The organism is Streptomyces sp. NPDC051921 (assembly GCF_040680975.1).
Classification (GTDB): domain Bacteria; phylum Actinomycetota; class Actinomycetes; order Streptomycetales; family Streptomycetaceae; genus Streptomyces.
The window spans coordinates 39266-65820 of the sequence record NZ_JBFAXU010000026.1 but is presented as its reverse complement, the minus strand read 5'-3'; the positions used below and the strand labels follow the sequence as shown (position 1 = coordinate 65820).

Annotated in this window: 24 protein-coding genes; 12 read left to right on the top strand and 12 right to left on the bottom strand. The window is 74.6% G+C overall.

Annotated features, from left to right (window positions below; all coding sequences use genetic code 11):
• Positions 1 to 60: 60 nt before the first annotated feature.
• Positions 61 to 1425 (bottom strand): dipeptidase, encoded by a 1365-nt coding sequence (locus AB0M16_RS29770; protein WP_365348350.1) that lies wholly within the window; start codon positions 1423 to 1425, stop codon positions 61 to 63.
• Positions 1426 to 1646: 221 nt separating this feature from the next.
• On the opposite strand from AB0M16_RS29770, the gene AB0M16_RS29765 reads away from it, so the two are divergent.
• On the top strand, positions 1647 to 2999 hold the full coding sequence (locus AB0M16_RS29765) for a geranylgeranyl reductase family protein (protein WP_365348468.1): 1353 nt from the start codon (positions 1647 to 1649) through the stop codon (positions 2997 to 2999).
• 52 nt (positions 3000 to 3051) lie between these two features.
• Here the strand turns inward: AB0M16_RS29765 and AB0M16_RS29760 are convergent, their stop codons facing one another.
• Positions 3052 to 3537 carry a nitroreductase family deazaflavin-dependent oxidoreductase gene (locus AB0M16_RS29760; protein WP_365348348.1) on the bottom strand — a complete coding sequence of 162 codons (486 nt, stop codon included), beginning with the start codon at positions 3535 to 3537 and terminating at the stop codon, positions 3052 to 3054.
• Between the two features lie 152 nt (positions 3538 to 3689).
• Here AB0M16_RS29760 and AB0M16_RS29755 point away from each other — a divergent pair, with 152 nt between their 5' ends.
• The 3 genes from AB0M16_RS29755 (at position 3690) to AB0M16_RS29745 (ending at position 6714) form a co-directional block, all read left to right on the top strand.
• Positions 3690 to 4394 carry a TetR/AcrR family transcriptional regulator gene (locus AB0M16_RS29755; protein ID WP_365348346.1) on the top strand — a complete coding sequence of 235 codons (705 nt, stop codon included), beginning with the start codon at positions 3690 to 3692 and terminating at the stop codon, positions 4392 to 4394.
• Positions 4395 to 4774: 380 nt separating this feature from the next.
• Entirely contained in the window at positions 4775 to 6034 is a 1260-nt protein-coding gene (locus AB0M16_RS29750) for a sensor histidine kinase (RefSeq protein ID WP_365348466.1), read from the top strand.
• Positions 6031 to 6714 carry a response regulator transcription factor gene (locus AB0M16_RS29745; RefSeq protein WP_365348344.1) on the top strand — a complete coding sequence of 228 codons (684 nt, stop codon included), beginning with the start codon at positions 6031 to 6033 and terminating at the stop codon, positions 6712 to 6714. Before AB0M16_RS29750 ends, AB0M16_RS29745 begins: the two co-directional genes overlap by 4 nt.
• Positions 6715 to 6780: 66 nt before the next feature.
• Here the strand turns inward: AB0M16_RS29745 and AB0M16_RS29740 are convergent, their stop codons facing one another.
• Together AB0M16_RS29740 and AB0M16_RS29735 are read right to left on the bottom strand one after the other, a co-directional pair.
• Positions 6781 to 7533 carry a maleylpyruvate isomerase family mycothiol-dependent enzyme gene (locus tag AB0M16_RS29740; RefSeq protein WP_365348464.1) on the bottom strand — a complete coding sequence of 251 codons (753 nt, stop codon included), beginning with the start codon at positions 7531 to 7533 and terminating at the stop codon, positions 6781 to 6783.
• Positions 7534 to 7615: 82 nt separating this feature from the next.
• Positions 7616 to 8836 carry an MFS transporter gene (locus tag AB0M16_RS29735; RefSeq protein ID WP_365348342.1) on the bottom strand — a complete coding sequence of 407 codons (1221 nt, stop codon included), beginning with the start codon at positions 8834 to 8836 and terminating at the stop codon, positions 7616 to 7618.
• Positions 8837 to 9181: 345 nt separating this feature from the next.
• On the opposite strand from AB0M16_RS29735, the gene AB0M16_RS29730 reads away from it, so the two are divergent.
• Genes AB0M16_RS29730 through cpt form a run of 3 tightly spaced genes read left to right on the top strand, consistent with a single transcriptional unit; the run spans position 9182 to position 11820 of the window.
• A complete protein-coding gene (locus tag AB0M16_RS29730) occupies positions 9182 to 10414 on the top strand; it encodes an ROK family protein (RefSeq protein WP_365348340.1) in 1233 nt (410 codons plus the stop codon).
• Positions 10415 to 10425: 11 nt separating this feature from the next.
• Positions 10426 to 11244 carry a class I SAM-dependent methyltransferase gene (locus tag AB0M16_RS29725; RefSeq protein WP_365348338.1) on the top strand — a complete coding sequence of 273 codons (819 nt, stop codon included), beginning with the start codon at positions 10426 to 10428 and terminating at the stop codon, positions 11242 to 11244.
• A 54-nt stretch (positions 11245 to 11298) separates the two neighbouring features.
• The gene (gene cpt / locus AB0M16_RS29720) at positions 11299 to 11820 is read left to right on the top strand and encodes a chloramphenicol phosphotransferase CPT (protein ID WP_365348462.1); all 522 of its coding nucleotides are present in this window, start codon (positions 11299 to 11301) and stop codon (positions 11818 to 11820) included.
• A gap of 308 nt (positions 11821 to 12128) precedes the next feature.
• Here cpt and AB0M16_RS29715 read toward each other — a convergent pair whose 3' ends face one another.
• Together AB0M16_RS29715 and AB0M16_RS29710 are read right to left on the bottom strand one after the other, a co-directional pair.
• The gene (locus AB0M16_RS29715; protein WP_365348336.1) at positions 12129 to 12722 is read right to left on the bottom strand and encodes a DUF4865 family protein; all 594 of its coding nucleotides are present in this window, start codon (positions 12720 to 12722) and stop codon (positions 12129 to 12131) included.
• Between the two features lie 20 nt (positions 12723 to 12742).
• Complete coding sequence (locus AB0M16_RS29710) at positions 12743 to 13330, bottom strand: TetR/AcrR family transcriptional regulator (RefSeq protein ID WP_365348334.1); 588 nt, start codon at positions 13328 to 13330, stop codon at positions 12743 to 12745.
• A gap of 145 nt (positions 13331 to 13475) precedes the next feature.
• On the opposite strand from AB0M16_RS29710, the gene AB0M16_RS29705 reads away from it, so the two are divergent.
• The 3 genes from AB0M16_RS29705 to AB0M16_RS29695 are packed head-to-tail and all read left to right on the top strand — an operon-like array spanning position 13476 to position 17117.
• Positions 13476 to 13772, top strand: a complete 297-nt coding sequence (locus AB0M16_RS29705) for an SHOCT domain-containing protein (protein ID WP_365348332.1) — start codon at positions 13476 to 13478, stop codon at positions 13770 to 13772.
• Complete coding sequence (locus AB0M16_RS29700) at positions 13769 to 14566, top strand: ABC transporter ATP-binding protein (RefSeq protein WP_365348330.1); 798 nt, start codon at positions 13769 to 13771, stop codon at positions 14564 to 14566. The genes AB0M16_RS29705 and AB0M16_RS29700 overlap by 4 nt, the downstream gene beginning before the upstream one ends.
• A 1-nt stretch (position 14567) precedes the next feature.
• A complete protein-coding gene (locus AB0M16_RS29695; RefSeq protein ID WP_365348328.1) occupies positions 14568 to 17117 on the top strand; it encodes an FtsX-like permease family protein in 2550 nt (849 codons plus the stop codon).
• Between the two features lie 11 nt (positions 17118 to 17128).
• Here AB0M16_RS29695 and AB0M16_RS29690 read toward each other — a convergent pair whose 3' ends face one another.
• A complete protein-coding gene (locus AB0M16_RS29690) occupies positions 17129 to 17653 on the bottom strand; it encodes an ATP-binding protein (RefSeq protein WP_365348326.1) in 525 nt (174 codons plus the stop codon).
• Positions 17654 to 18092: 439 nt separating this feature from the next.
• Positions 18093 to 18380 (bottom strand): hypothetical protein, encoded by a 288-nt coding sequence (locus AB0M16_RS29685; RefSeq protein WP_365348324.1) that lies wholly within the window; start codon positions 18378 to 18380, stop codon positions 18093 to 18095.
• Between the two features lie 216 nt (positions 18381 to 18596).
• On the opposite strand from AB0M16_RS29685, the gene AB0M16_RS29680 reads away from it, so the two are divergent.
• Entirely contained in the window at positions 18597 to 19715 is a 1119-nt protein-coding gene (locus tag AB0M16_RS29680) for a PLP-dependent cysteine synthase family protein (RefSeq protein WP_365348322.1), read from the top strand.
• Here the strand turns inward: AB0M16_RS29680 and AB0M16_RS29675 are convergent.
• The 3 genes from AB0M16_RS29675 to AB0M16_RS29665 are packed head-to-tail and all read right to left on the bottom strand — an operon-like array spanning position 19675 to position 21514.
• Positions 19675 to 20175, bottom strand: coding sequence for an SRPBCC family protein (locus AB0M16_RS29675; protein ID WP_365348320.1), 501 nt, complete (start codon positions 20173 to 20175; stop codon positions 19675 to 19677). The two genes, AB0M16_RS29680 and AB0M16_RS29675, sit on opposite strands and share 41 nt — an antisense overlap.
• Positions 20176 to 20231: 56 nt before the next feature.
• Positions 20232 to 20666 (bottom strand): SRPBCC family protein, encoded by a 435-nt coding sequence (locus tag AB0M16_RS29670; RefSeq protein WP_365348318.1) that lies wholly within the window; start codon positions 20664 to 20666, stop codon positions 20232 to 20234.
• The gene (locus AB0M16_RS29665; protein WP_365348316.1) at positions 20663 to 21514 is read right to left on the bottom strand and encodes a DeoR/GlpR family DNA-binding transcription regulator; all 852 of its coding nucleotides are present in this window, start codon (positions 21512 to 21514) and stop codon (positions 20663 to 20665) included. The genes AB0M16_RS29670 and AB0M16_RS29665 overlap by 4 nt, the downstream gene beginning before the upstream one ends.
• Positions 21515 to 21680: 166 nt before the next feature.
• Here AB0M16_RS29665 and AB0M16_RS29660 point away from each other — a divergent pair, with 166 nt between their 5' ends.
• A complete protein-coding gene (locus AB0M16_RS29660) occupies positions 21681 to 24161 on the top strand; it encodes a hypothetical protein (protein ID WP_365348314.1) in 2481 nt (826 codons plus the stop codon).
• Here the strand turns inward: AB0M16_RS29660 and AB0M16_RS29655 are convergent.
• The gene (locus AB0M16_RS29655) at positions 24131 to 26539 is read right to left on the bottom strand and encodes a right-handed parallel beta-helix repeat-containing protein (RefSeq protein WP_365348312.1); all 2409 of its coding nucleotides are present in this window, start codon (positions 26537 to 26539) and stop codon (positions 24131 to 24133) included. The two genes, AB0M16_RS29660 and AB0M16_RS29655, sit on opposite strands and share 31 nt — an antisense overlap.
• Positions 26540 to 26555 lie beyond the last annotated feature (16 nt).

The following is a 26555-nucleotide window of genomic DNA, read 5'->3' as shown; positions in this document are numbered from 1 at the left end:
GCCCCCGGGGCCGGGCTACGCTCTGGGCGAGTTCCGCCCAGAGCGTGACCGCTGCGGGAACTACGCCTTCGAGCGGGCGTAGTTGAGGAGGAAGTGCGCCTCGGCGACCGACAGGCGCTCCAGCTCCTCCGGCGACACCGACTCGTTCACCGCGTGGATCTGCGCCTCCGGCTCGCTCAGACCGATCAGCAGGATCTCCGACTCCGGGTACAGCGTCGCCAGCGTGTTGCACAGCGGGATCGAGCCGCCCATGCCGGCCGTCTGCATCTCCTCACCGGGGTACGCGACCTTCATCGCCTCGGCCATCGAGAGGTACGCCGGGCTCGACGTGTCCGCCTGGAAGGCCTGGCCCCGGCCGACCTGCTCCAGGCTGACCCGGGCGTTCCACGGGGTGTGCTTCTCGATGTGCGCGAAGAGCAGCTCGGTCGCCTTCGCGGCGTCCTGGCCGGGCGGCACCCGCAGGCTGATCTGGGCGCGGGCGGTCGCCGGGATCGACGGCGTGGCGCCCGCCACCGGGTGGCAGTCGATGCCGACGACGGTCACGGCCGGTCGCGCCCAGATCCGGTCGGCGACCGTGCCGTTGCCCGGCAGGTCCACCCCGTCGAGCACCTTCGCGTCCTTGCGGAAGTCGGCCTCCGGGTACTGCAGGCCCTCCCACTCGGCGTCCGCCGGCAGCCCGTCGATGACCGTCGAACCGTCCTCCGCGCGCATCGAGTCGAGCACCCGGATCAGCGCGGCCAGCGCGTCCGGCGCGGCACCGCCGAACTGCCCCGAGTGCAGGTTGCCCTGCAGCGTGTCGACGGTGACGCGGATCATCGTCATGCCGCGCAGCGTCGCCGTCACGGTCGGCAGGCCGACGCGGAAGTTGCCCGCGTCGCCGATGACGATCGCGTCGGCCGTGAGCAGCTCGGGGTGCGCCTCCGCGTACCTCTCGAGACCGCCCGTGCCCTGCTCCTCCGAGCCCTCCACGATCACCTTGACGGTGACCGGCACGCCGCCGTTCGCCTTCAGGGCGCGCAGCGCGAGCAGGTGCATGATGAAGCCGCCCTTGCAGTCGGCGGCGCCACGCCCGTACCAGCGCCCGTCCTCCCGCTCGGTCAGCCGGAACGGCGGGGTCACCCACGCCGACTCGACCAGCATCGGCTGCACGTCGTAGTGCGCGTAGAGCAGCACGGTCGGGGCGCCGGCCGGGCCGGGCAGCACGCCGTACACCGACTGCGAGCCGTCGGGGGTGTCGAGCAGGGCGACGTCCTGGAAGTCCTCCGCCCGCAGCGCGTCGGCCACCCAGTTCGCGGCGGCCACGCACTCGCTGCGCGGCGCGACCGCCTCGTCCGCGACCGACTGGAAGGCCACCAGCTCCGTCAGCTCCGCCTTGGCGCGGGGCATCAGCGATGCGACGGTCTCGGCGATCGGATTCGCGGTCATGGGCACGCTCCTGGTGGGTGCGACGTTGTCAGAACGACGCCGTGTATCGGTTGTACGGCGAACGCATGGCCGATCCTACGGCGCGGGGTGACACGGCCGGGCCCCGCTACTGAGCCGTAGGATGCGATCACAGCAGGTACCACCGGTCGGATCAGGAGCAGAAGCACATCGTGAGCAGCGAGAACGCAGACGCCGGAGCGGCAGAGGCTGGAGCGGGGGCGGTGGGCCCGGACGGGGGGCAGCCGGTGTGGGACGTGGTCGTCGTGGGTGCCGGGCCGGCGGGGGCCTCCGCGGCCTACGCGGCGGCGGTGGCCGGACGGCGGGTGCTGCTCCTGGAGAAGGCCGAACTGCCCCGTTACAAGACGTGCGGCGGCGGCATCATCGGCCCGTCGCGCGACGCGCTGCCGCCCGGCTTCGAACTGCCCCTCCAGGACCGCGTGCACGCGGTCACCTTCCAGCACAACGGGCGCTTCGCCCGCACGCGGCGCTCCCGCCGCATGCTGTTCGGCCTCATCAACCGGCCCGAGTTCGACGCCCAGCTCGTCGAGCACGCCCAGAAGGCGGGCGCCGAGCTGCGCACCGGTGCCACCGTCAGCCGCGTCGAGCAGCACGGGCCGGCCGTGCCGGACCGCCGCACCGTGGCGGTCGTCCTCGCCGACGGCGAGACGGTCCTGGCCCGGGCCGTGGTCGGCGCGGACGGCAGCGCGAGCCGCATAGGCGCGCACGTCGGCGTCAAGCTCGGCCAGGTCGACCTCGGCCTGGAGTCGGAGATCCCCGTGCCGCCCTCGGTGGCCGAGGACTGGAAGGGCCGCGTCCTCATCGACTGGGGCCCGCTGCCGGGCAGTTACGGCTGGGTGTTCCCCAAGGGGGAGACGCTGACCGTCGGCGTCATCTCGGCGCGTGGCGAGGGCGCGGCGACCAAGCGCTATCTGGAGGACTTCGTCGCGCGGCTCGGTCTCGCCGGCTTCGAACCCTCCGTCTCCTCCGGCCATCTGACCCGCTGCCGCACCGACGACTCGCCGCTCTCCCGCGGCCGGGTCCTGGTCTGCGGCGACGCGGCGGGTCTCCTGGAGCCGTGGACGCGCGAGGGCATCTCCTTCGCGCTGCGCTCGGGCCGGCTCGCGGGCGAGTGGGCGGTCCGGATCGCCGAGGCGGGCGACGCGGTGGACGCGCGCCGACAGGCGCTGAACTACGCCTTCGCCATCAAGGCCGGGCTCGGCGTGGAGATGGCCGTGGGCCGCCGGATGCTCGCGGCGTTCGAGCGGCGACCGGGTCTGCTGCACGCGGCGATCACCGGCCTGCGGCCCGCGTGGAAGGCGTTCACGGACATCACGCGGGGTTCGACGACGCTGGCCGGCCTGGTCCGTGGCAACGGCCTGGCGCACCGCGCCCTCGACCTGCTCGACCGCAGGATCGACACCTCGGCGGGCGTGGGCCCGGCGGGGCGTGGTGTCGCGCCGCGCAAGGAGGACGGGGCGGCGCAGGACGCGGTCCTGGAAGTGGACGGCGGCGCGGCCGAGCCCGCCGCGGATGCCGGGGAGGGCCTCGGCCGGCAGGTGCCGGAAGCCTCCTGAGCAGTCGGCGCGGTGCGTCCTGAGGGCGGTGCGGAGCGGATCCGTACCGCCCTCACGCACGGGCGCCCGTGGTGGTGACGCGGAAGACGGGGTGCTTGGGCGCGATGGCCCGCAGCTCCTCGTCCGTGGAGTCCGGCCCGACGCCCTGGAAGAACACCCCGACCTCGGCCTTCCAGCGCTTGAGGTAGGCGCGCAGCAGAACGGGCTTGTCGTCGTCCGCGACCTCGACCGCGGTGAACGGCTCGACGTGCTTGCCGAGGTGCAGCTCGCCGCCGCCGGCCGCGCGCATGTTGTGGGTCCACTGGACGTGGCCGCGCGGGGCGACGAGGTACCGGGCGCCGTCCACGGTCAGCAGGTTGACGGGGGTGCGGCGCCACTCGCCGCTCTTGCGACCGCGCACGGCGAGGACGCGGGAGCCCCAGACGCTGATGCCGCGCCGGGTCATCCAGGTGACGGCGCGGTTGATCACGTTGATCGTGAGCCAGCCGGGCTTGATGACGTGGGCGGCGGCGGGGCGGTCGGACGGCTGAGCGGGCATCGAGGCCTCCTGGGGCGAGAGAGTCGGTGAGCGCCGCTCTGAAGTGTGAGCGGTGCTCTCGCTTGAGATCAGTGTGCACGGATCGGTGCACTCAAGCAAGAGCACTGCTCTCTTTTCAGTGCGGTGCTCCGAAACATGGCAGACTGCTCTTCATGACCACCGTCCAAGGAGCCCGCGCCCGCGCCCGCATCGAGATCACCGCCGCCATCAAGGACGAGGCCCGCCGCCAGCTCGCCGCCGAGGGCGCGGCGAAGCTCTCGCTTCGCGCCGTCGCCCGGGAGCTCGGCATGGTCTCCTCCGCGCTCTACCGCTACTTCCCCAGCCGCGACGACCTGCTGACCGCGCTCATCATCGACGCGTACGACGCCGTCGGCGCCGCCGCCGAACAGGCCCACGCCGCCGCCCGGACCGCCGCCCCGGGCGACCACCTGGCCCACTGGACCGCCGTCTGCCGCGCCGTCCGCACCTGGGCGGTCGCCCACCCCCACGAGTACGCCCTCATCTACGGCTCCCCGGTCCCCGGTTACACCGCCCCGCAGGACACGATCGTCCCCGCCTCCCGCGTCGGCCTGCTGCTCGTCTCCGTCGCCCGCTCCGCCTACCAGGACAAGGGCGTCGCCCCACCGCCGCTCCCGGCCACCCTCGAGCCCGAGGCGGCCCGACTGGCCGGCGACCTGGCCCCCGACCTGCCCCCGCCGCTGGCCGTCGCCCTCGTCCTCGCCTGGGCGCAGCTCTTCGGCCTGATCTCCTTCGAGGTCTTCGGCCAGTTCAACAACGTCGTCGAGGACCGCGACGCCTTCTTCGCGACGGCGGCGGAGCGGCTGGGCCGCGAGGTGGGACTGCTTCCGAAGCCCTGACGTCGCCGGAGCGGACGCGAGGCCGCCCCGCCCCGGAGGCCCGCCGGCCGTCGCCGCCGGCGCCCCGCCCGTACTCCCGCGGGAGTACGGGTGACCGCCCCGCCCGGCTGACGCCCCGGGCACCCGGCCCCGTCTAGCGTGGCCGCATGGACGAAGAGGCGACCAGGACTCCGGGCCCCGGGCGCGACGGTTTCCCGCCCGACCGCGGCCCGCGGCGCCGGGGGGCGCCCTCCGACGAGGCGCGGCGCGTCCGGCCCGGTCCCGGCGGCGCCCGTAACGAACGACCCGGTCCCGGCGGGGATCGGCAGGGGTGGGGCGGGCACGGGGGGCCGTGGCGCGGTGGGCCCCGGGGGTGGGCCGCGCGGGAGCCCGGCGACGGGCTGCCCTGGCGGTCCACGCTCCTGGTCACCGTGTTCGTCCTGGTCGGGACCGGCTTCGCCGCCCGCAACCAGCCCGACCGCACCGCGCTCGACGCCCTCGGGCGCGCCCTGCTCCTGCTCGGCGCCGCACCGCTGCTGCTGCGCCACCGCTACCCGGTGCCCGTGGTGTTCGGGGTGGCGGCGGTGACCCTGGGCTATCTCGCCGCCGGGTACGCGTACGGCCCGGTCTTCGTCCTCGTCGCCGTCGCCTGCTTCGCCGCCGTCGTGCACGGGCACCGGAGGGCCGCCTGGTGGGCGATCGGGCTGCTGTGGGCCGGACACCTGGTGCTGGCCCACTGGCTCTACCGGTATCTGCCGCCTGCCGGCGACGGCGCCGCCCCCTGGGGCCAGGAGATCCCGGTCGCCGCCTTCGCCATGGCCGTCCTGGCCGCCTCCGAACTCGTCCGGGTCCGCCGCGAGCAGTGGGCCAAGGAGCGCGCCGAGCGAGCCGCCGCCGAGCGCCGCAGGGCCGACGAGGAGCGGCTGCGGATCGCCCGCGAGCTGCACGACGTCCTCGCCCACTCGCTCTCCGTGATCAACGTCCAGGCCGGCGTCGGCCTCGCCCTGCTCGACTCCGACCCGGGCCAGGCCCGTACCGCCCTCACCACCATCAAGGCGGCCAGCAAGGAGGCCCTGGGCGAGGTGCGGCAGGTGCTCGACACCCTGCGCGCCCCGGGCGACGCGCCCCGTGCCCCGGCGCCCGGCCTCGACCGCCTCCCCGAACTCGTCGAGCAGGCCGCCGCCGCGGGGCTCACCGTGCGGACGCAGAGCGAGGGGCGGCGCCGACGGCTCCCGCCCGGCACGGAGCTCGCGGCGTTCCGGATCGTGCAGGAGGCGCTGACCAACGTGGTCCGCCACTCCGGTTCGCGCACGGCCCTGGTCGTCCTCGGCTACGGCCCCGCCGTCCTCGACCTGCGCATCGACGACGAGGGGCCGGCCACCGGGGACGACGCGGGCGGCAGCGGCAACGGACTCGCCGGAATGCGGGAGCGGGCCGCGGCGCTCGGTGGCACGATCGAGGCGGGCACCCGGACGGACGGCGGCTTCCGGGTGCACGCGGTCCTTCCCGTACGGCCGGAGGAGCCGCCCGTGCGGCCGGAGGAGCCGCGCGTACGGCCGGAGGAGCCGCCCGTGCGGCCGGAGGAGCCGCGCGTACGGCCGGACGATCCGCCCGTACGATCAGAGGAACCGCCCGCCACGCGCCCCGAGGAGTCCCCGTGAGCCCGGAGAGTCGCGCGGTCAGCGTCCTGCTCGCCGACGACCAGTCGTTGGTGCGGGCCGGCTTCCGCGCGCTCCTGGACGCCCAGCCGGACATCGTGGTGGCGGGCGAGGCCGCGGACGGCGAGGAGGCGGTGGCGAGGACGCGCGAACTGCGCCCCGACGTCGTCCTGATGGACATCCGCATGCCGCAGCTGGACGGCCTCGCCGCGACCCGCCTGATCACCGCCGACGCGGAGCTCGGCGCGGTCAAGGTGGTCATGCTGACGACCTTCGAACTCGACGAGTACGTCTTCGAGGCGATCCGTTCCGGAGCCTCCGGCTTCCTGGTCAAGGACACCGAACCCGAGGAGCTGCTGCGCGCCGTGCGTGCGGTGGTGGCCGGCGACGCGCTGCTCTCGCCGGGAGTGACGCGGCGGCTCATCGAGGAGTTCGCGGCCCGCTCCAAGCCGCCCGCCCGGGCCGCCGGCCTCGACGAACTCACCGAACGGGAACGGGAGGTGATGGCACTGGTCGGCATCGGCCTCTCCAACGAGGAGATCGCCAGGCGCCTGGTCGTCAGCCCGCTCACCGCCAAGACGCACGTCAGCCGCACCATGGTGAAGCTCGGAGCCCGTGACCGGGCCCAACTCGTGGTCCTCGCCTACGAGTCGGGCCTGGTCCGCCCCGGCTGGCTGGGCTGAGCCGGTCGGGGTGGGGGCGTTCCGGGGCAGGCCGGGGCCGGTCGGCCCGGCGGGAGACGCGGGAGACTACGACCAGGTGATGCCGGAGTGCTCCCGCCACAGTCGGGCGAGGGACGCGTCTCCCGTCACCGTCACGGCCTCCTGGGGCAGGCGGTTCCACAGCGTCAGATAGAGCCGGTCGGCGGGCCCGCCGATCTCGCAGTCGGCCGGCCCTTCCGCGTTCCGCTCCGTCCGCGGCGCGTCCGGCGACAGGCGTACGGTCCACGCGTCGCCGGTGTCGGTGGCGCGGACCCGGAGCGTGCGGGGCACGTCGGAGCGCACGCGGCTGCGGTCGCGGCCGTGGAAGGCGCGGAGGAGTTCGTCGACGCCGTCGGCGGCGATCGCCGGGTCGACGGGTCCCGGACCCGTGGCGAGCGCGGACTCGGCGTCGGCCCGGTGCACCGTCGTCTCGTGCGCCTGGCGCCGCGCCCAGAACGCCAGCGGCGAGGGCGCGGGCAGGAAGCTCCAGCACGTGAGGTCCGCCGGAGCCGAGCGCAGGGCGTCGACCAGCCGGGTGTGGCCCTCGCGGACGTACGCCAGGAGTTCTTCGCCGTCGAGGTCGGGTTCGCCGCCGTCGGGCTGGGGGGAGGTGTGGCCCTCGGCGACGTGGACGGTGGCCCAGCGGTGCACCATCGTCGTGTGCCGCAGCAGGTCACGGACCTGCCAGCCGGGGCAGGTCGCGACCTGCGCGTCGGGCCCGGCCGCGGCGGCGGCGTCCAGGAGGGCCTTGCCGGCCGCGTCGAGTGCGTCGATGTGCGTGCCGATGCTCAGGGTGTCCATGGTGTCCATGGTGTCGGATTATCGCGCGTCGGCCGGTGCGCGACGGCGTCCCGACCCTGGCCCGCCCCGCCCGGCTCACCCGTCAACGCGCGCGGCGCACCCCGGTGTTGCGGGAGGCGTAGCCCATGGCGGCGGCGCCGGCGGCCAGGACGGCGACCGTGGTGAGGGCCACCGGCAGCGAGAACCAGTCGGCGAGGAAGCCGATGGACGGCGGTCCGAGCAACATGCCGCCGTAGCCCAGCGTCGAGGCGGTGGCGACGCCGCTCGGTCCGGCGAGGGCCCCGGCGCGGGCGACGGCGACGGGGAAGATGTTGGCGAGCCCGAGGCCGGTCACGGCGAAGCCGAGGAGCGCGGCCCACACGGTGGGGGCGAGCGCCCCGAGCAGCATGCCCGCGCCGGCGGTGAGTCCGCCCGCGACGAGCGTGCGGGTCTGGCCGAGCCGTTCGAGCAGGGCGGTGCCGGAGAGCCGGCCGGCGGTCATGGTGAGGGCGAAGAGCGAGTATCCGGCCGCGGCGATGCCCGGGTGGGCGTGCAGGTCCTGAGCGAGGTGCAGGGCGCCCCAGTCGGCCAGCGCGCCCTCCCCGTACGCCGTGCACAGCGCGATCACGCCGAAGACGAGAACGGCGCGACGCGACCCGGCGGGCCGGGTGGCGGAGGCGTCGGCGGGAAGCGACTCCGGGGGAGCGGGGGAGGGGTGACGGAGGAGTACGGGACCGGCGGCGGCCGTAAGGAGCAGTCCGGCCACCGTGAGGCCGAGCAGGTGTGCGGTCGGCGTCAGGCTCCCGGCGAGGAGTCCGCCGAGCCCGGCACCCAGCATGCCGCCGAGGCTGAACGCGGCGTGGAAGCCGGGCATGACGGGCCTGCGCAGCGCGGCGACGAGATCGACGGCGGCGCTGTTCATGGCGACGTTGATCCCGCCGTACGCGGCGCCGAACACCAGCAGGACGAGCCCGAGGGAGAGCGGGGTGCGGGTCAGCGCGGGCAGGGCGAGGGAGAGGGAGAGCAGGACGGCGGTGGCGACGGTGACGGGATGGCTGCCGTACCGCCGGCAGAGCCGCCCGGTCAGCGTCATCGTGACCACGGCACCCGCGGACACCCCGAGCAGCGCGAGCCCGAGGTCGCCGGCGGAGGCTCCGGTCTGCTCCTTGATGGCGGGGATGCGGACCACCCAGCCCGCGAAAAGGAAGCCGTCGAGGGCGAAGAACAGGGTCAGGGCGAGGCGGAGGCGGGTCAGGGGGAGGGCAGCGGTGTCTCCGCGGGATCCCCCGGATACGGCCGTCCGTACTTTGTTTAGTAGCGGCACAAACTCAGGATAGGGGCGAAGAGGGGCGGGATTCAAGACGACGGGCGCCGAGGCGCCCGCCTCAACGACTCCCGCCCACCGGCGGCCGGGCCGCCTCCGACCGGTGGCCGGGCCGTCTCCCGCCAGCGACCGGGCCGCCCTCGACCGACGACCGGGCTGCCTCCGGCCGACGACCGGGCCGCCTCCGGCCGACGACCGGGCCGCCTCCGGCCGACGACCCGGCCGTCTCCGGCCGACGACCGAGCCCCCGCCGAGCGGTGGCGCTCGGCCATCGGACACGGCGAGACCCGGACAAAGCCGGGTGCCCGGAGCTCGTGGTGGGCCGATCATGGGAGACTCGCCCACATGAACGGCAAGGCGACGACGACCCGGACACGGCTGGACAGGGGGCGCAGCGCGCTCGGACCCGCGTTGGAACTGGTGCACACGGGCCGGGCGCCGACGCGGGCCGTGCTGACCGCCGAGCTCGGTGTCACGCGGGCCACCGCCGGAGCCGTCGCCGCCGAGCTGGAGGCGCTCGGTCTCATCCGCGTCGACTCCAACCCCGGCGCGGCCGCCGGCTCGCAGGGCCGGCCCTCGCACCGGCTCGCCGTGCACGAGAAGGGGCCCGTCGCCCTCGCCGCCCAGGTCCACGCCGACGGTTTCCGCGCCGCGCTCGTCGGGCTCGGTGGCACCATCGAGGCCACCGCACCCGGCTGTGTCACCGTCTCCGCCGACCCCGCGCAGGTCCTCGGCGAGGTCGTCGCGGCCGGGGCCGCGCTGCTGCGCGCGAGCGGGCGCCGCTGCGTGGGCGCCGGGCTCGCCGCGCCCTCCGCCGTGGCCGAGCCCGAGGGCACCGCCCTCAATCCGCTGCACCTCGCCTGGCCCGCCGGTGCGCCCGTCCGCGAGATCTTCGCCGAGCAGGTCCGTGCGGCCGGCATCGAGGGCCCCGCCTTCACCGGTAACGACGTCAACCTCGCCGCCCTCGCCGAGCACCGCCACGGTGCCGGGCGCGGCGCCAAGGACCTGCTGTGCGTGGCCACCGGCCACCGCGGCGTCGGCGGCGCGCTCGTGCTCGACGGGCGCCTGCACACCGGGAGTTCGGGGCTGGCCCTGGAGGTCGGTCACCTCACCGTCAACCCGGAGGGGCGCCCCTGCCACTGCGGCTCCCGCGGCTGCCTCGACGTCGAGACCGACCCGCTCGCCTTCCTCACCGTCGCCGGCCGGGCGCCCGGCCCGGAGGTCTCCCTGCTCCAGCAGGCCCGTGACCTGCTCCGCGACCATCCGGACGACCCGGGGGTGCGCGCCGCCACGGAGGAGTTGATCGACCGGCTCGGCCTCGGCCTGGCCGGCCTCGTCAACCTCCTCAACCCCGACCGGATCATTCTCGGCGGCCTCCACCGCGAGCTCCTGGACGCGGATCCGGGCCGGCTGCGCGCCGTGGTCGCCGACCGCAGTCTGTGGGGCCGCAGCGGCGGCGTACCGATCCTCCCCTGCACCCTCGATCACAACAGCCTGGTCGGTGCCGCCGAGCTCGCGTGGCAGCCGGTCCTCGACGATCCCCTTAATGCGTTGGGCGGGGTGCCCGCCACGGAGTAGGGTCCGGCCCCATGACCAAGATCGAGACCGGCACCACCGGCGCCGCCGCGACCGCGCCCGCCGCCACAGTGACCACGGATGCCCCGCCGCGCCTCGGCACTGGACTCACCTTCCACGGTCCGCTCTCCGAGGCCCGCGTCGGCCGTGTCGTCGCGCGTCTCGCCGCCGCTTCGCCCGCCACGGTGCTGGACATCGGCTGCGGCTGGGGCGAGTTGCTGCTGCGCGTGCTCGACGCCGTGCCCGGCGCCTCGGGCCTGGGCATCGACATCAATGGCGACGACCTCGCCCTCGGCCGCCGCCTCGCCGCCGAACGCGGGCTCGCCGAGCGGGTCGACTACGTCGAGGAGTCCGGGCTCGGCACGACCCGTGGCCCCGCCGACACCGTCCTGTGCCTGGGCTCCGGCCAGGCGCTGTGCGACCCCGACCTGCCGTACGACCCGGCCGTCGTCCTGCGCGAACTGCGCCGCCTGGTACGGCCCGGCGGCCGGGTCCTGCTCGGAGAGGGCTTCTGGGAGCACACGCCCACCGACGCCGAACTCGCCCGGATGTGGCCCGACGCCCGCGTCGAGGACCACTGCACCCTCGACGTGCTGGTCGACCTCGCCGTCGAGGCGGGGTTCCGGCCCGCCTGGATCGAGACGGCGAGCCCGGAGGAGTGGGAGGAGTTCGAGTCGGGCTACCGCCACGCCGTCGAACTCTGGCTCGCCGCCCATCCGGACCACCCCCTCGCCGCCGAGACCCGGGCCCGCGTCGACCGTCAGCGTTCCCAGTGGCTGGGCTACCGCTCGGTGCTCGGCATCGCCTACCTCACCCTGGTGCCGGTCGGCTGAATTCCCGGTGCGGGCCCAGGACCCGTCGCCTAGGGTGGCGCGGTGGCTACCCAGATGATCATTCTCAACGGCGGTTCGAGCTCCGGTAAGACCGGCATGGTGCGCTGTCTGCAGTCCCTGCTCCCCGACCCGTGGCTGGCGTTCGGCGTCGACGGGTTCGTCGACGCGCTGCCCGCGAGGATGCGGGACGGGGACGGCGGGATCGAGTTCGGGGAGGACGGCAGCGTCAGCGTCGGCGCGGACTTCCGCGCCCTGGAGGCGGCGTGGCTGGCGGGCATCGCGGCCATGGCCCGGGCCGGCGCCAGGATCGTCGTCGACGAGGTCTTCCTCGGCGGCGCCGCCTCGCAGGAGCGCTGGCGCGAGGCCCTCGACGGCGTCGACGTGCTGTGGGTCGGGGTGCGCTGCGACAGCACGGTCGCCGCCGGCCGCGAGATCGCCCGCGGCGACCGTACGCCGGGCATGGCCGCCCAGCAGGCGGAGATCGTCCACGAGGGCGTGGTCTACGACCTGGAGGTCGACACCTCGCGTACGGAGTCCCTGGAGTGCGCCCGCGCCATCGCCGCCCACGTGCGCTGATCCGTCACCGCCGGGCCGGTCGCCCCGTCGCCACCGGGGGTCACCACATCCGGCCCGCCGGATCGCCACCGGGGGTCACCGCAGCCGGCCCGCCGGATCGCCACCGTGGGTCACCGCAGCCGGCCCGCGGGGATCGACACGGGGGGCACCACATCCGGTCCGCGGGGATCGCCACCGGGGGTCACCCCGGTCGGCCCGCGAGATCGCCACCGGGCACCCCAGCCCCGCCGGATCGCTACCGGGGTCGCCCCGGTCGGCCCGCGAGATCGCCACCGGGCACCCCAGCCCCGCCGGATCGCCACCGCGGGTCACCACAGCCGGCCCGCCGGGATGGCCGCGCGGCCCGGCTGCGACACGTGCAGCACCTGGAAGCGCTCGTCCTCCTCGCCCGCCGAGGCCGGCGCCTCCGGGGTCTCCCACAGGGTGAGGGTGAGCAGCTCCCAATGGCGCGGGTCGACGGCGAGCGTGCTCGCCACCACGCCGTCCGCCGCCGCCCGGCGGGCGTGCCGGGCCAGCGCCTCCGCGACCGCCTCGGCGGGCGGCGTGCCCTCGGGCAGGCGCTCCCTGCGCCGGGTCGCGACGCGCGGCGGAGCGGCGGTCGCCGGGCCCTCCTCGTACGCCACGGAGGTCCAGTGCTGGACGACGGGCCGGCCGAAGTCGTTCACGATGCCCTGGAAACCGGGACCCCACAGGAACGTGTTCATCCCGGCGGCCGTGGCCCACAGGTAGAACGGCGCGTACTGGTTGACCGGCGAGCCGTCCGCCCGCTCCCGCATCAGATACGCCTTCAGGCCCAGGCCGGGGAAGTGGTCCAGGAGGTGCCCCCGGGTGGCGACCCGCTCGCGGATGATCTCCATGTCGTAGTCGGCGGGCAGCGTGATCTCGTACTGCAGGGCGTGCATGAGCCGGGCTCCTCGGGGCGTCAGGGGGCGGTGCGGGGGGACAGCAGTGCGAGCAGCCCGCGGACCGCGGCGTCGAAGGCGGCGGGGGAACCGGTGGCGCGGGCGAGGACGTAGCCGCCCTGGACCGTCGCGACGACGGTCGAGGCGACCTCGTGCGCGTCCAGCGGTCCGGTGAACTCCCCGCCGTCCAGGCCCTCCTGGACGATCGCGGCGAGCCGGCCGCGCAGCCAGTCGAGCGTCTCGTCGACCGGCTCGCGCAGCTCCTCGCTCGCGATGACGTCCGGGTCCATCGTCAGCCTGCCGACGGGGCAGCCGCGCAGCACGTCGCGCTCGCGCAGCAGATACGCCTCGATCCGCGCGTACGCCGACCCCTCCGGGCCGAGGGCGCGCTCCGCGGCCTCCCGCAGCTCGGCCGCGGTGCGCCGGATCGCCGCGAGGGCGAGGTCCGGCTTGCCGTCGAAGTGGTGGTACATGCTGCCCTGGCCCGCGCCGGCGGCCTGTTGGATCGCCTTCGGGCTGGTGCCGACGTAGCCGCGCTCCCAGAGCAGTTCGCGGGTGGCCTCGATCAGTCGCTCGGACGCGTTCGCGCTCATGCAGGCACTGTACATACCAGTAGGTACAGAGTCGAGGAGCAGCCGCCGGGACCGCTCGTACTCCCGCCGTCGTACGGCCGAAGCCGCTGGCCGTACGACGACCCGGGGGCGTGCGTGGAGGCAGTCTCGAAGCATCCACCACCAGAGGAGCTGACCGACGATGAACACCCTCGCCCACGCGGGCCCCGGCCCGTGGATCCTCTTCTTCCCGCTCGTCTGGGCCGCCGTGATCATCACCGTGGTCACCGTGCTGCGCCGGTTCGGATGGCGCCGGCACCGAGGCCCGGGCGGCTCCGGCGGCCCCGGCGCCTCCCGCGTCGACGAGCGGTCGCCGATCGCACTGCTCGGACACCGCTTCGCCGCGGGCGAGATCGACGAGGACGAGTACTGGCGCCGGCTGACGGTCCTGGAGGAGCAGTTCGGCCGCACCACGGAGGAGAAGGGACGCCGCCGATGACCACCGGCACGCTCCCGGCCGCCGCGCGGGTCGTCGACGCGGTCAAGGTCTACGGTCGCGGGGACACCGAGGTCCGGGCCCTGGACGGGGTGAGCGTCGGCTTCCCGGCCGGCCGCTTCACCGCGATCATGGGCCCCTCGGGCTCCGGCAAGTCCACCCTCATGCACTGCGCCGCCGGGCTCGACACGCTGACCTCGGGTTCCGCCCTCATCGGCGACACCGACCTGTCCGCGCTCGACGACCGGCGTCTCACCCTGCTGCGGCGCGAGCGGATCGGCTTCGTCTTCCAGGCCTTCAACCTGCTGCCGACGCTCACGGTCGCCGAGAACATCACGCTGCCCCTGGACCTGGCGGGCGCAGCCCCGGACCGGGCCTGGATCGACGGCCTCGTCGACACGGTGGGGCTGCGCGACCGGCTCCACCACCGGCCGAGCCAGCTGTCCGGCGGCCAGCAGCAGCGGGTCGCCGTCGCGCGCGCCTTCGCCGGTCGTCCGGACGTCGTCTTCGCCGACGAACCCACCGGCAATCTGGACTCCCGCTCCGGCGAGGAGGTGCTGCGGCTGCTCGGCGACACGGTGCGAAGGACGGGGCGGACGGTCGTCATGGTCACGCACGATCCGGTGGCCGCCGCCCATGCCGACGAGGTCGTGTTCCTCGCGGACGGGCGGCTCGTCGATCGGATCCAGCATCCGACCTCCGATCTCGTCCTGGACCGGATGAAGTCACTCGACACCAGGAGCGAGCGACTCCTCGACGGCAGGGCCAGAGCCGGCTCCACAGCGGGGGAGCGGTGACATGACCACCCTCCGTCTCAGCCTCGCCTCCCTGCGCGCCCACCGGCGCCGCTTCCTGGGCACCTTCGCCGCCGTCCTGCTCGGCGTCGCGTTCCTCACCGGCACCCTCGTCATGGGCGACACCCTGCGGGCGAGCTTCGGCACCCTCTTCGGCAACGCCAACAGCGGCACGGACGCCGTCGTGCGCAGCACGAGCGTCGTGACGGTCGCCGGCGAGGCCCAGGGCACCCGCAGCCCCGTCGACGCCGCGCTCGCCGAGCGCCTCGCCGAGGTCCCCGGGGTCGCCGCCGCCGTTCCCCGGATCGAGGGCGCGGGCCAGCTCGTCGGTGCCGACGGCAAGCCGGTCGGCGGCCAGGGCCCGCCCACCCTCGCGGGCAATTGGATCCAGGATCCAGAACTCAATCCGTACGCCCTTGCCGAAGGCCGCGCCCCGCAGAAGAGCGGCGAGGCCGTCGTCAACCGGGGGGCCGCGAAGACCGGCGGCCTCACCCTCGGCTCCACCACCGTCCTGCGCACCCCCGACCCGGTGCGCGTCACCGTCGTCGGCCTCGCCACCTTCGGTGGCGCGGACGGCATGGGCCAGGTCACCTACACCGGACTGACCCGGGCCGACGCCGAGAAGTACCTGACGCCGAAGGCGGGACAGGCGAGCGCCGTTCTCGTCAGGGCCGGACCCGGCACCTCCCCGGAGGAACTGGTCGCCGCGCTCGGCGCCGCGCTGCCCGAGGGGGTCGAAGCGATCACCGGCCAGCAGGCCACCGACGAGAGCAACGAGATGATCTCCGGCCGCTTCCTCACCCTGTTCACCACGTTCCTGCTGGTGTTCAGCGGGGTCGCCCTGCTCGTCTCCGTCTTCTCCATCCACAACACCTTCGCCATCGTCGTCGCCCAGCGCACCCGCGAGAACGCCCTGCTGCGCGCCCTCGGCTCCGCCCGCCGCCAGGTCGTCACCATGACGCTCTCCGAGGCCGTCGCCGTCGCGGTCCTCGCCTCCGCGGCCGGTCTGCTCGGCGGCATCGGCATCGCGGCCGGACTGCAGGCCCTCTTCCCGGCCGTCGGCTTCGCCTTCCCCGAGGGCGACCTGGTGATCAGCTGGGTCTCACTGGCCCTGCCCTTCGCCGTAGGGCTCGCCGTCTGCGTCGGCTCGGCCCTGCTCCCCGCCGTACGGGCCGGGCGCACCGCCCCGCTCGCCGCTCTGCGGGAGACCGCCGTCGACGACTCGGGTACCTCCCGCACCCGTTCCGCGGCCGGGGCCGGACTGCTCGCCCTGGCCGTGGGCCTGGCCCTGGTGGGCGTCCTGGCCACCCCGTCGCTCTGGCTCGCCGGCACCGGAGCGGTCCTCGCCCTCGCCGCGTTCGTCGTCCTGGGCCCGGTGGCCTCGTCGTACGCGATACGGATCCTGGGCGGACCACTTCGGGGCACCCACCGCGATCTCGCCCGCCGCAACGCCCTGCGCAGCCCGCGCCGTACCGCCGCCACCGCCACCGCGCTCATGATCGGCGTCGCCGTCGTCGCGCTGTTCACCGTCTTCGGCGCCTCGCTCAAGGCCACCATGGACGACACCGTCTCCCGCTCCTTCGCCGGCGACGTGGCCGTCAGCGCGCCGTCCTTCGGCGCGGGCGGCAGCGGGCTCAGCCCGCGCCTCGCCCCCGCCGTGGCCGCACTGCCCGAGGTGGAGACCGCCGTCGGGCTCGGCGAGGGCGTCGCGGAGGTCGACGGGCGGGGCCGTGCCCTCACGGTCACCGACCCCGCCGCACTCGCCCGCACCTTCGACCTCGGGACCGTACGCGGCTCGCTCGCCGGGCTCGGCACGGACGGGATCGCGGTGGCGGACGACGAGGCCGAGCGGTACGGACTCGCGCCGGGCCGCACGGCCGAGCTGGCCTTCACCGACGGCACGCGGCACACCTTCACCGTCCGCGCCGTCTACGAACGCGCCGACCTCGCCGGCGACTACGTCCTGACCCGCGAGGCCTGGGCCCCGCACCGCACCCAGGACGCCGACCGGCTCGTCGCCGTCAGCTTCGCGGACGGCGTCCCCGCCGACGCGGGCAGGGCGGCCGTCGAGGACGTCGCCGCGCGGTACGGCAACCCGGAGGTGCAGACCCGCGACGAGTACGCCGCGTCCTCGGCGGCCGGCATCGACATGATGCTGACCCTCGTCTACGCGCTGCTCGCCCTCGCGGTCCTGATCGCCCTGCTCGGCATCGCCAACACGCTGACCCTCGCCGTGCACGAACGCACCCGCGAGCTGGGCCTGCTGCGGGCGGTCGGCCAGACCAGGTCCCAACTGCGGGCCATGGTCCGCTGGGAGTCCGTACTGGTCGCCGCCTTCGGCACCGCCGGCGGACTGCTCCTCGGCGGCTTCCTGGGCTGGGTCCTCGTGCGCGCCTCGGACGGTGCCTCGGACAGCGCGTTCAGCTTCGCCCTGCCGCCGGTCCAGCTGGTGACCGTCGCGCTGGTCGGTCTGGCCGCCGGCGCGGTCGCCGCCTGGCGCCCGGCCCGGCGGGCGGCCCGCCTGGACGTGCTGCGGGCGATCGCGACGGAGTGAGGCCGACGCGATCAGCCCGCCAGCGAGTCGACCAGGCTCGGCTCGACCGGACGGCCCGCTCCCACGAGTGGGCCGTCGGTCGTGGCGCCGTAGACGGTGTGGGTGTAGGGCAGGACGGCGACGGGGGAGGACGGCGCCTGGAGGGTGAACCAGACGACCTTCCCGGAGTCCCCGTGCGGGCGGACGCCCCAACTCTCGCTCATCGCCTCGATGATGGTGAGGCCACGGCCCGACGTGGCGAACTCCGCGTCCGTGTCGTCCGGTTCGGCGACGTCCGGTATGCGCGGGTCGTTGTCGCGGACGGAGACGGTGAGACGGTCGAGCAGGAGCTCGACCTCGACGGTGCACGTCTTGTCGGGCTGGGCGTGCCGGTGGACGTTGGTCAGGAGCTCGGTGACACCGAGCGTGGCATGGTCGATCAAAGCGTCGAGCTGCCAATGGCGCAGATGCGCCGCAACGATTCTGCGGACCTGACCGATCCGCGACGGCAGGGCCTGGAGCTCCACCGTGCAGTACCTGCTGGGCTCGCTGATCACGGCTGCGACTCCCCGAAGTAGGTCAAGAAGACGGAGATTCGGATCTGTCATGCGGTGTAGCAGAGCGGTGGCTGGTTCGCAGCGTCACCGCCGGTAAACCCTCGGTGAGGTGGTTCCAGCGTGAACCAGTGGTCACCGTGCTGCAACTCGCGGCGACACCCCCCAGGTCAGGGGGCGTGTCGAGCCTCGCGTCAGAACCGCCGCGGACATTCGGCCGCAGCCGCGCCGTGGGCTTCGGGGCACAGCCGCGCCCCGGGCATCCGGGTGCAGGTGTGCCGCCGGCTCCGGGGTGCAGCCCCGCCACGGGCTGCGGCTCAAGAACGCCGCTGCGGCCTCCGGCTCAAGGCCGTGCCGCGGGCCCCAGCTCAAGGCCCGGCCCCGGCTTCGGCTCAAGGCCGTGCCGCGGGCATCGGCTCAAGGCCCCGCCCCCGGCTTCGGCTCAAGGGCGCGCCGCGGGCTCCGTCGCCTTCTTCAGGGCTTCGAGCAGCCGCCCCGAGCCCGAGATCCGATAACGCGTGCCGTTGACCGTCGCCACCGCCTCGTCCGGCTTCGCGAACCACGGCCGGCCCGCCCGCACCGAGCCCAGCGGCGCGCTGTCGATCTCGCTGCCGTAGCTGGTCAGCAGGGACAGGCGCCCGTCTTCGATGCGGACCTCGCCCGCGCGGGTCAGCGAGCGGGGCCAACGGTCGATCCGTACCCCCGTGGCCGTGAACTCGGGCTCCGACATGGTGCTCCGCCCCCTTCGCGCAGGCTGCCTCTCATCAGTGTGCCCGGCACCGGCCCGCGGCACCAGAACGGCCCCGTCGAACTCCTGTCCGCGCCCTCTGCAAGGCATCCCTATGGGCCCTCAAAGAGAACGTTTGCCCAGGTGAGAGCGGTATTGTCGAAGGGTGGGCAACCCCGTGGGCAACCCCCTGGGCAGCACGAGAAGAGGCACGCACGCATGATCAGCACCGCAAGCCCGATGGCCACCGTCGACGTCGACCGCAGCGACGACGCGTACCGCTCCTGGCTCAAGGAAGCCGTCCGTAAGGTCCACGCCGACGCCAACCGTTCGGCCGACACCCACCTGCTGCGCTTCCCGCTCCCGGAGAGCTGGGGCATCGACCTCTACCTCAAGGACGAGTCCACCCACCCCACCGGCAGCCTCAAGCACCGGCTCGCCCGCTCGCTGTTCCTGTACGGCCTGTGCAACGGCTGGATCCGGCCCGGCGCGCCCGTGATCGAGGCCTCCAGCGGCTCGACCGCGGTCTCCGAGGCGTACTTCGCCAAGCTGATCGGCGTCCCCTTCATCGCCGTCATGCCCCGCACCACCAGCCCCGAGAAGTGCCGGCTGATCCAGTTCCACGGCGGCCGGTGCCACTTCGTGGACGACTCCCGCACCATGTACGACGAGGCCGCCGCGCTCGCCGTCCGCACCGGGGGCCACTACATGGACCAGTTCACGTACGCCGAGCGCGCCACGGACTGGCGCGGCAACAACAACATCGCCGAGTCGATGTACGAGCAGCTGAAGCTGGAGCGTTACCCGGAGCCGGCCTGGATCGTCGCCACGGCCGGGACCGGCGGCACCTCGGCGACCATCGCGCGCTACGTGCACTACATGCAGCACGACACCCGGGTCTGCGTCGCCGACCCCGAGAACTCCTGTTTCTTCGACGGCTGGACCCATCACGACCCGGACGCCACCAGCGACTGCGGCTCGCGCATCGAGGGCATCGGCCGGCCCCGGATGGAGCCGAGCTTCGTCCCCGGCGCCATCGACCGCATGATGAAGGTGCCCGACGCGGCGAGCGTGGCCGCCGTCCGCGCCCTGGAGGCCGCGATCGGCCGCAAGGCGGGCGGTTCCACGGGCACCGGCCTGTGGAGCGCGCTGAAGATCGTCGCCGAGATGGTCGCCGAGCGGCGCACCGGCAGCGTCGTCACCCTGATCTGCGACGGCGGCGAGCGCTACCTCGACAAGTACTACTCCGACGAATGGCTGTCCTCGCAGGGCCTCGACATCGCTCCCTACGCGGCCGTCATCGACCAGTTCCTGGCGACGGGAGCCTGGTCGGAGTGAGCCGCAGGTCCAGGTTGCGCATCGCACCCCTGAAGGACCTGCCGACCCCCGGCCGGGCCAGCCGCATCGCCAGCCGGCAAGGACCGTTGCCGTCGACCGCCATGGTCCAGCGGACCCGCGTACCGGCCCCGGAGGGGGACAGCGCCCACTCCTCCAGGAGGGCCGACAGGCCCGGTGCGTTGGTCTCGTCGACCCGGTAGGCGTAGCGGGCCGCCGGGTCGGTGGCCAGGATCGTCTCGCGGAACTCCACCCCGCCCCGCAGCCGTATCGTCCGCCCGGCGCCGCCGTCGATCGGCGCCGCGGCCGTGACGGCCGTGAACCACGCGGGGGTGCTTGCCAGTTCGACCGCGAGCGACCGGTAGACGGCCGCGGGCGGGGCGGCGAGTTCGGTGCTGAACACCAGGCGCAGGGGCGCGGACTCGGTGAAGTCGAGCTCCACCGGCCGGAGTCGGCGTGCCATGGGCCGTACCTCCCGTAGGGCGGATCGTGGGCCAGTACACGGTAGCTGACAAACCGTCAGTTACGTAGCAGTCCGTCCAGCGCCCGGCCGAACACCAGCCGTCCCGCCGCCGCCAGGACGGGATCGAGCGCGGCCGGCAGCCCCCGCAGCCGTAGCTCCTCCGTCCACCGCACCCGGCTGCCGGCACCCTCGCCGACCACCTCGAACTCCGCCCATCCGCGCACCGCCCGGCCGTGCTTCACCAGCCGGCACACGCCCGGTCGGCCCGCCTCCGGCGGCTCGAAGCGCACCACTTCCATGGGGTCCTCGAACGCGAACCGGCCACGTCCCGTCCGCGCCGAGAACCGGGTGCCCACGCCGTTCGGGCCCGCCGTCAGGACCGTCGTCCGGGTGAACGGCACCTGCGCGCCGTGCGCCGGCCAGTCCGTGAGCCGCCGCCACACCTCCGCGGGCGGCAGCGCGACGGGCCTCTCCACCCGGAACCGGCTCACTCCGGCTCCTCCTCGTCGCCCTCCGGCGCCTCCTCGCCCGCCACCACGAGCCCCGGCAGATGCTCCGCCATCTCCTCGCGCAACCGCGACGACAGACCCCGGTCCGTCACCAGGGTGTCCACCTCGTCCAGCGTCGCGAACGAACTCAGGCCCACCGTGCCCCACTTGGTGTGGTCGGCGACCACCACCACCCGGCGTGCCGAGCGCAGCAGGCGCCGGTTCGTCTCCGCCTCCGCCAGGTTCGGCGTCGACAGACCCGCCTCCACCGAGATGCCGTGCACGCCGAGGAACAGGGCGTCGAAGTGCAGCGAACGGATCGCCTGGTCGGCGACCGGCCCCACCAGGGCGTCCGACGGCGTCCGCACGCCGCCCGTGAGCACCACCGTCGCGGCCCCCGGCCTGGCCTCGCCGCCGGAACCCGCGTACTGCGCCTCGTAGAACACGTCCGCGACCCGCACCGAGTTCGTCACCACCGTCAGGTCCGGCACGTCGAGCAGATGCCGTGCCAGCGCGTACGTCGTCGTGCCGCCCGACAGGGCGATCGCCGTCCCCGGGCGCACCATCGCCGCCGCGGCCCGCGCGATCTCCTCCTTGGCGCCCAGCTCGAGTGCCGACTTCGCCTCGAAGCCCGGCTCGTGCGTGCTCGCCTCGACCACCGGCACCGCGCCGCCGTGCACCTTCGCCACCATGCCCTGCCGGGCCAGCGCGTCCAGGTCCCGGCGCACGGTCATGTCGGAGACGTTGAGCCGCCGGGTCAGCTCGTTGACCCGGACACCTCCGCGCCGGCGCACCTCGTCGAGAATCAGGGCGCGCCGCTGCTCCGCGAGGAGGTTCTGATTGTCAGTCACCGCCGGGGCCGGTCCTTTCCGAAGGAAACGTGAAACGGGGTAAAGGGGTAAAGGGGCGTCGGATTCGGTGAGGACCCTGCCGTACGGCACGGCCGTCCGCGATCCTGGTGCCTGCCGTCGCATCCTCCCACCCCAGATCCTCCCATTCAGAGAGCGAGTCCCCGAAGTGTCCCCTGCCACACCCGACCCGCAGAACGGGGGTGCGGCGCTCGAACTGCTCGTCCACGGCGTGGGCGGAGCCACCGCGGCCGACATGCTGGACGACCCGCGCACGGTACGGGTCACCGGCGACAGGACGGCCGCGATGCACCGCCGCAGGGACGACGTCGACGCCGAGGACCACCCCGAGCGGTACGCCGACCGCCCCGTCCCCGAGGCCTACTGCTGGTCCAACCTGACCTCCGGCAACGGCGCCCGCGCCCTGTGGCTGCTGCTCCTGCCGTTCATGGTCGCCAACCTCGCCCACTGGATGCGCCCGCCCACCGAGGGCCGCGCCGGACTCGTCCGGCTCTACGGCGTCCTCGTCCGGCTCGTCGCGCTCACCCTCACCGTCCTGCTCACCGCGGCCGCCTGCGAGGTCGCCCTCGACCTGACGGCCTGGCAGTGCGCGGGCTCCGCCACCTGCGCCGCCCAGCGCTCCTGGCTCGGCTTCCTCTCCGCCGACCGCGGCGGCTGGTGGTCCCAGCCCGGCCGCCGCCTCACCCTCGCCGCCCTCGTCCCCACCGCGCTCGTCGGTCTGCTCTGGTACCTGTCCAACCGCACCTGGAGCGCCTACGAGGCCCAGCGGCCGCCCACCGGGTACGACACCGAGCCCACCGACCCCCAGGTGCCCGCGTCCGCCACCGAGGCCACCGACCCCCAGGTGCCCGCGTCCGCCACCGAAGCCGCCGACCCCCAGGTGCCCGTGTCCGACACCGAAGCCGCCGACGCCACCAGCCCCACCGGGACGACCCCCGTCGAACAGCGCCCCGCCCTCGGCCGGCCCGGCTTCTGGTACGGTCGCCGGCTCGTCGCCCGGCTGCGCGCCGCCCACACCGCCGCAGGCTTCCTCACCGTCGCCGCCGCCCTCGCCGCAGCCAGCGCCGGTCACGACCACCGCGCCGTCCCCGGCTCACTGTTCGACGTCCTCGGCAGGGTGCTCCAGGGCGCCGTCGTGGTCCTCGCCTGCGTCGTCCTCTGGGTGGTCTGCCGCCGCGGCCGCAGCGAGCACCGGCTCGATCTGCGCATCGAACGGGCCCTCGTGTCCTGGCTGCCCGCCACCGCCCTGCTGCTGCTCGTGCTGACCGCGGTGCACGCCGCCTGGTCCCGCCCCGGCTGGCGCTCCACCGGCACCCTGCCCGGCGACGCGCTCTTCGGCGGCCTCACCCTCGCCCAGGGCGCGCTCGTCGTCGCCCTCGGTACGGTCGCCCTGTTCCTCCACCGCCCGCGCCGCGACCCCCGCACCGCCCTGTACGGGCTCGGCGGACCCGCCACCGCCATGCTGGCCTGCGCCCTCGGCGGCGTCATGTCCGGCGGGGTCGCGCAGCGGGTCGCCGACTGGCTCGACGGGTCCGGCACCCCAGGCACCGGCGACGGGCTCATCACCGGCCCGCCGGTCCTGCTCAGCTGGCAGGCCTCCGTCATCCCGCTGCTCCTCCTGCTGCTCCTCGTCCCGACCGCGCTGCTCGTCGCCCGCACCGTGCTCACCACCCGCCGCCTCCGCCCCGTCGTCGAAGCCGCCTACGGCGCCGAGGACCCGGACCGGCTGCGCACCGGGCAGATCGCGGCCGGCCGGGCCCGCGCCGGGCTCACCGACTCCGCGCCCGTCCTCATCGGCGTCGTCTCCGGTGCCACCCTCCTGCTCGGCGCGACCTCCGTCGCCGGCGCCTGGGCCAGCGGCAACGTCCCCGGGCGCGCCTTCGACGGCGCCCACCCCGCGATCGCGTCCGCCGCCACCGCCGCCCAGGCGCTCGGCTCCTGGATGATCGGCTTCGGCTTCCTGCTCTTCGTCACCTGGGGCCGCCGCGCCTACAGGGACGCCTCCGCCCGCCGCACCATCGGCATCCTGTGGGACGTCGGCACCTTCTGGCCGCGCGCCGCCCATCCCTTCGCCCCGCCCTGCTACGCGGAACGGGCCGTCCCCGACCTCACCTGGCGGATGAGCTCCTGGATCCGGCAGACCGGCGGACGGCTCGTCATCTCCGGTCACTCGCAGGGCAGCGTCCTCGCCGCCGCCGCGGTCTGGCAGCTGCCGCCCGCCGCCCGCGGCCGGGTCGCGCTCCTCACCTACGGCTCGCCGCTCGAACGCCTCTACGGGCGCTGGTTCCCCGCCTACTTCGGCCCCGAGCCGCTCCGCGGTCTGCACCGCACCGTGCACTGCTGGAGCAACCTCCACCGGGCCACCGACCCCATCGGCGGTCCCGTCCGGGTCCCCGCCGAGGGCGACCGGCCGGCGGTCGACCGGCCCGAGCTCCTCGACCCCGTCGCGTACGGGCGCACCCGCGCGCACCCGCTGCCCGAACCGATCCTGGGGCACTCCGACTACCAGGCCGACCCGGCCTTCGCCGACGCTCGCGCCGCACTCCTCGACCGGCTGCCCCCCGCGCTGCCCCGCCAGCGCGTCGACACCGTCTCCCCTCAGGAGATTGCGGGCAGGTCCTCCGGGTAGAGCAGGGTCAGGTCGTCCGTGCTCGGCTCCGCGAGCGCGGCGACCCGGCCCGCGTGCCGCTCCACCATCGACTCGAACGTCTGCCGCGCCGTACGCCCGTTGCCGAACGTCGGGCCCTTCGGCAGTGCCGTGAAGTACGTGAGGAGGGCCTCGGCGCTGCCGGAGGCCAGCCGGTACTCGTGGTCCTCCGCCTGCTGCTCCACGATCCGCAGCAGCTCCTCCGGCGCGTAGTCGGAGAAGGTGATGGTCCGTGAGAACCGGGACGCCACACCGGGGTTGACGGTCAGGAATCGCTCCATCTCCGCCGTGTACCCGGCGACGATCACCACGACCGCGTCCCGGTGGTCCTCCATCAGCTTCACCAGCGTGTCGATCGCCTCGCGGCCGAAGTCCCGCCCCGAGTCCTCCGGTGACAGCGCGTACGCCTCGTCCACGAACAGGACGCCGCCGCGGGCCCGGTCGAAGGCCTCCTGGGTCCGGATCGCCGTCGAGCCGATGTGCTCGCCGACCAGGTCGACCCGGGAGACCTCCACGAGATGGCCGCGCTCCAGGACGCCCAGGGACGCCAGGATCTCGCCGTACAGCCGTGCCACCGTCGTCTTGCCGGTGCCGGGGTTGCCGGTGAAGACGAGATGCCGGCGCGCGGACACCACCTTGAGGCCCGCCTCCTGGCGCCGACGGCCCACCTCGATCATGTTGGTGAGGGTCCGCACCTCGTGCTTGACGCTCTCCAGGCCCACCAGGGCGTCGAGTTCGCCGAGCACCTCGCCCGAGGAGCGCGTCGCCGGCGGCTCCGGCGCGGCGGCCGGCACCACGGCGGGGGTGCGCGGCGCGGGCACCGTGCCGAGCAGCCCGCCCGACCGGGTCGCGGTCAGGACACCGCCCGGCTCGGACGCGGGAGCCGTGCGCACCTGGCTCTCGTCGCTCGTGCAGTCCTCCGCGACCGTCCCCTCCTGCGGGAACTCGTAGCCGCCGCGTGCGCACCGCTCCGTACGGCACTTGCGCAGCGTCGTCCGGCAGCCGTCCATCACGTGGAAGCCGTAGCCCCCGCTGCCCGTCACCCGGCAGCCGTGGAAGGAGCCGCGGCCCTCCGCCGACACGTAGAACCCGGCCTCGGCGGGCGAGGTGACCGTGCAGCGCTCGATCGTCGGGTCGGCGCCCTTGGTGACGATCACCCCGGTCTGCACGGCGTCGATGGTGCAGCCACCGAGCGTGCCGCCGCTGCCGTGGTCCCGGAACCAGGCGCCCGTGGACGCCTCCCGGATCCGGCAGTCGTCCAGCTGCGCGGTCGCGCCGTCGCTCACCGACACCGCCGTGTTGCGCACCTGCGACAGGTCGCTGTCGACGACGTCCGCGCGCGAGCCGCGGTCCAGCACGAACAGGGCGTCGGGCACGTCGTGCACCCGGCACGAGTCGAGCACGGCGGTCGCGCCGTCGCTGACCCACACGGCCGGATAGTCGCCCGTGCTGTCGTGGATCTCGCACTGGTTGGCGTCCACCCGCGTCCCCGGATCCCATACGGACAGGCCGTTGCGCCCGAACCGGCGCACGGCCGAGCGGGTCAGCGTCAGGACCGAGCGGGAGCGCAGGTCGACCGCGTTCTCGGGGATGTCGTGGATGTCGCAGTCGGAGAGCGTGAGCACCGCGTCCGTGTCGAGGGTGATGCCGTCGGCCGAGGTCCGGTGCACGGTCGAGTCGCTCAGGTGAGCCGTGGCCCGGGCCGCGATCTGCAGACCCGTGCCCTTGATCTCGTACACCTCGCAGCCGATGCCCTCCAGGCCGCTGCCCTCGCCGTTGACGCTGATCCCGGCGCCGGAGGCGTGGTGCACCCGGCACCGTTCGAGCCGCGGGTGGGCGCCGCCGCGCACCGAGATCCCCGCCTGCCCGGCGGAGACGATCTCGCACTCCTCGAACACGCCGCCGGCGCCGTCGAGCACGGCGATGCCGACGCCGGCCGGATTGTCGACCGTGGCCCGGCGGACCGTCGGCCGCGCCGCGCCGCGCACCTCGATCCCGGCGGCCGAGCGGGTCACGATCCGCAGGTCGAACAGCTCGGGCGTGCCGTCCTCGACCAGCAGCGCCGGCGCGGCCGCGTCCTGTCCCTCGATGTGCAGGTCCTGCAGCGTGGCCGAGGCGCGGACGGTCAGCGGCACGCCGTCCACGGGTGCGATCCGCACCGAGCCGACGGCCCCGTCGCCGCCCCGCAGGGTGACGGCCCGCTGCACGACGAGGTTCTCCCGGTAGGTGCCGGGGGCCACGGTGAGGACGTCCCCGTCGCCCGCGGCCTCCAGGGCGGCGGCGAGGGAGGCGTACTCGCCCGTGCGGCGCCGCCACCGCGACGTGCCGGTGTGCGTCACCTGGACCGTGCCCTGTGCCATGGGTGTGCTCTGCCCC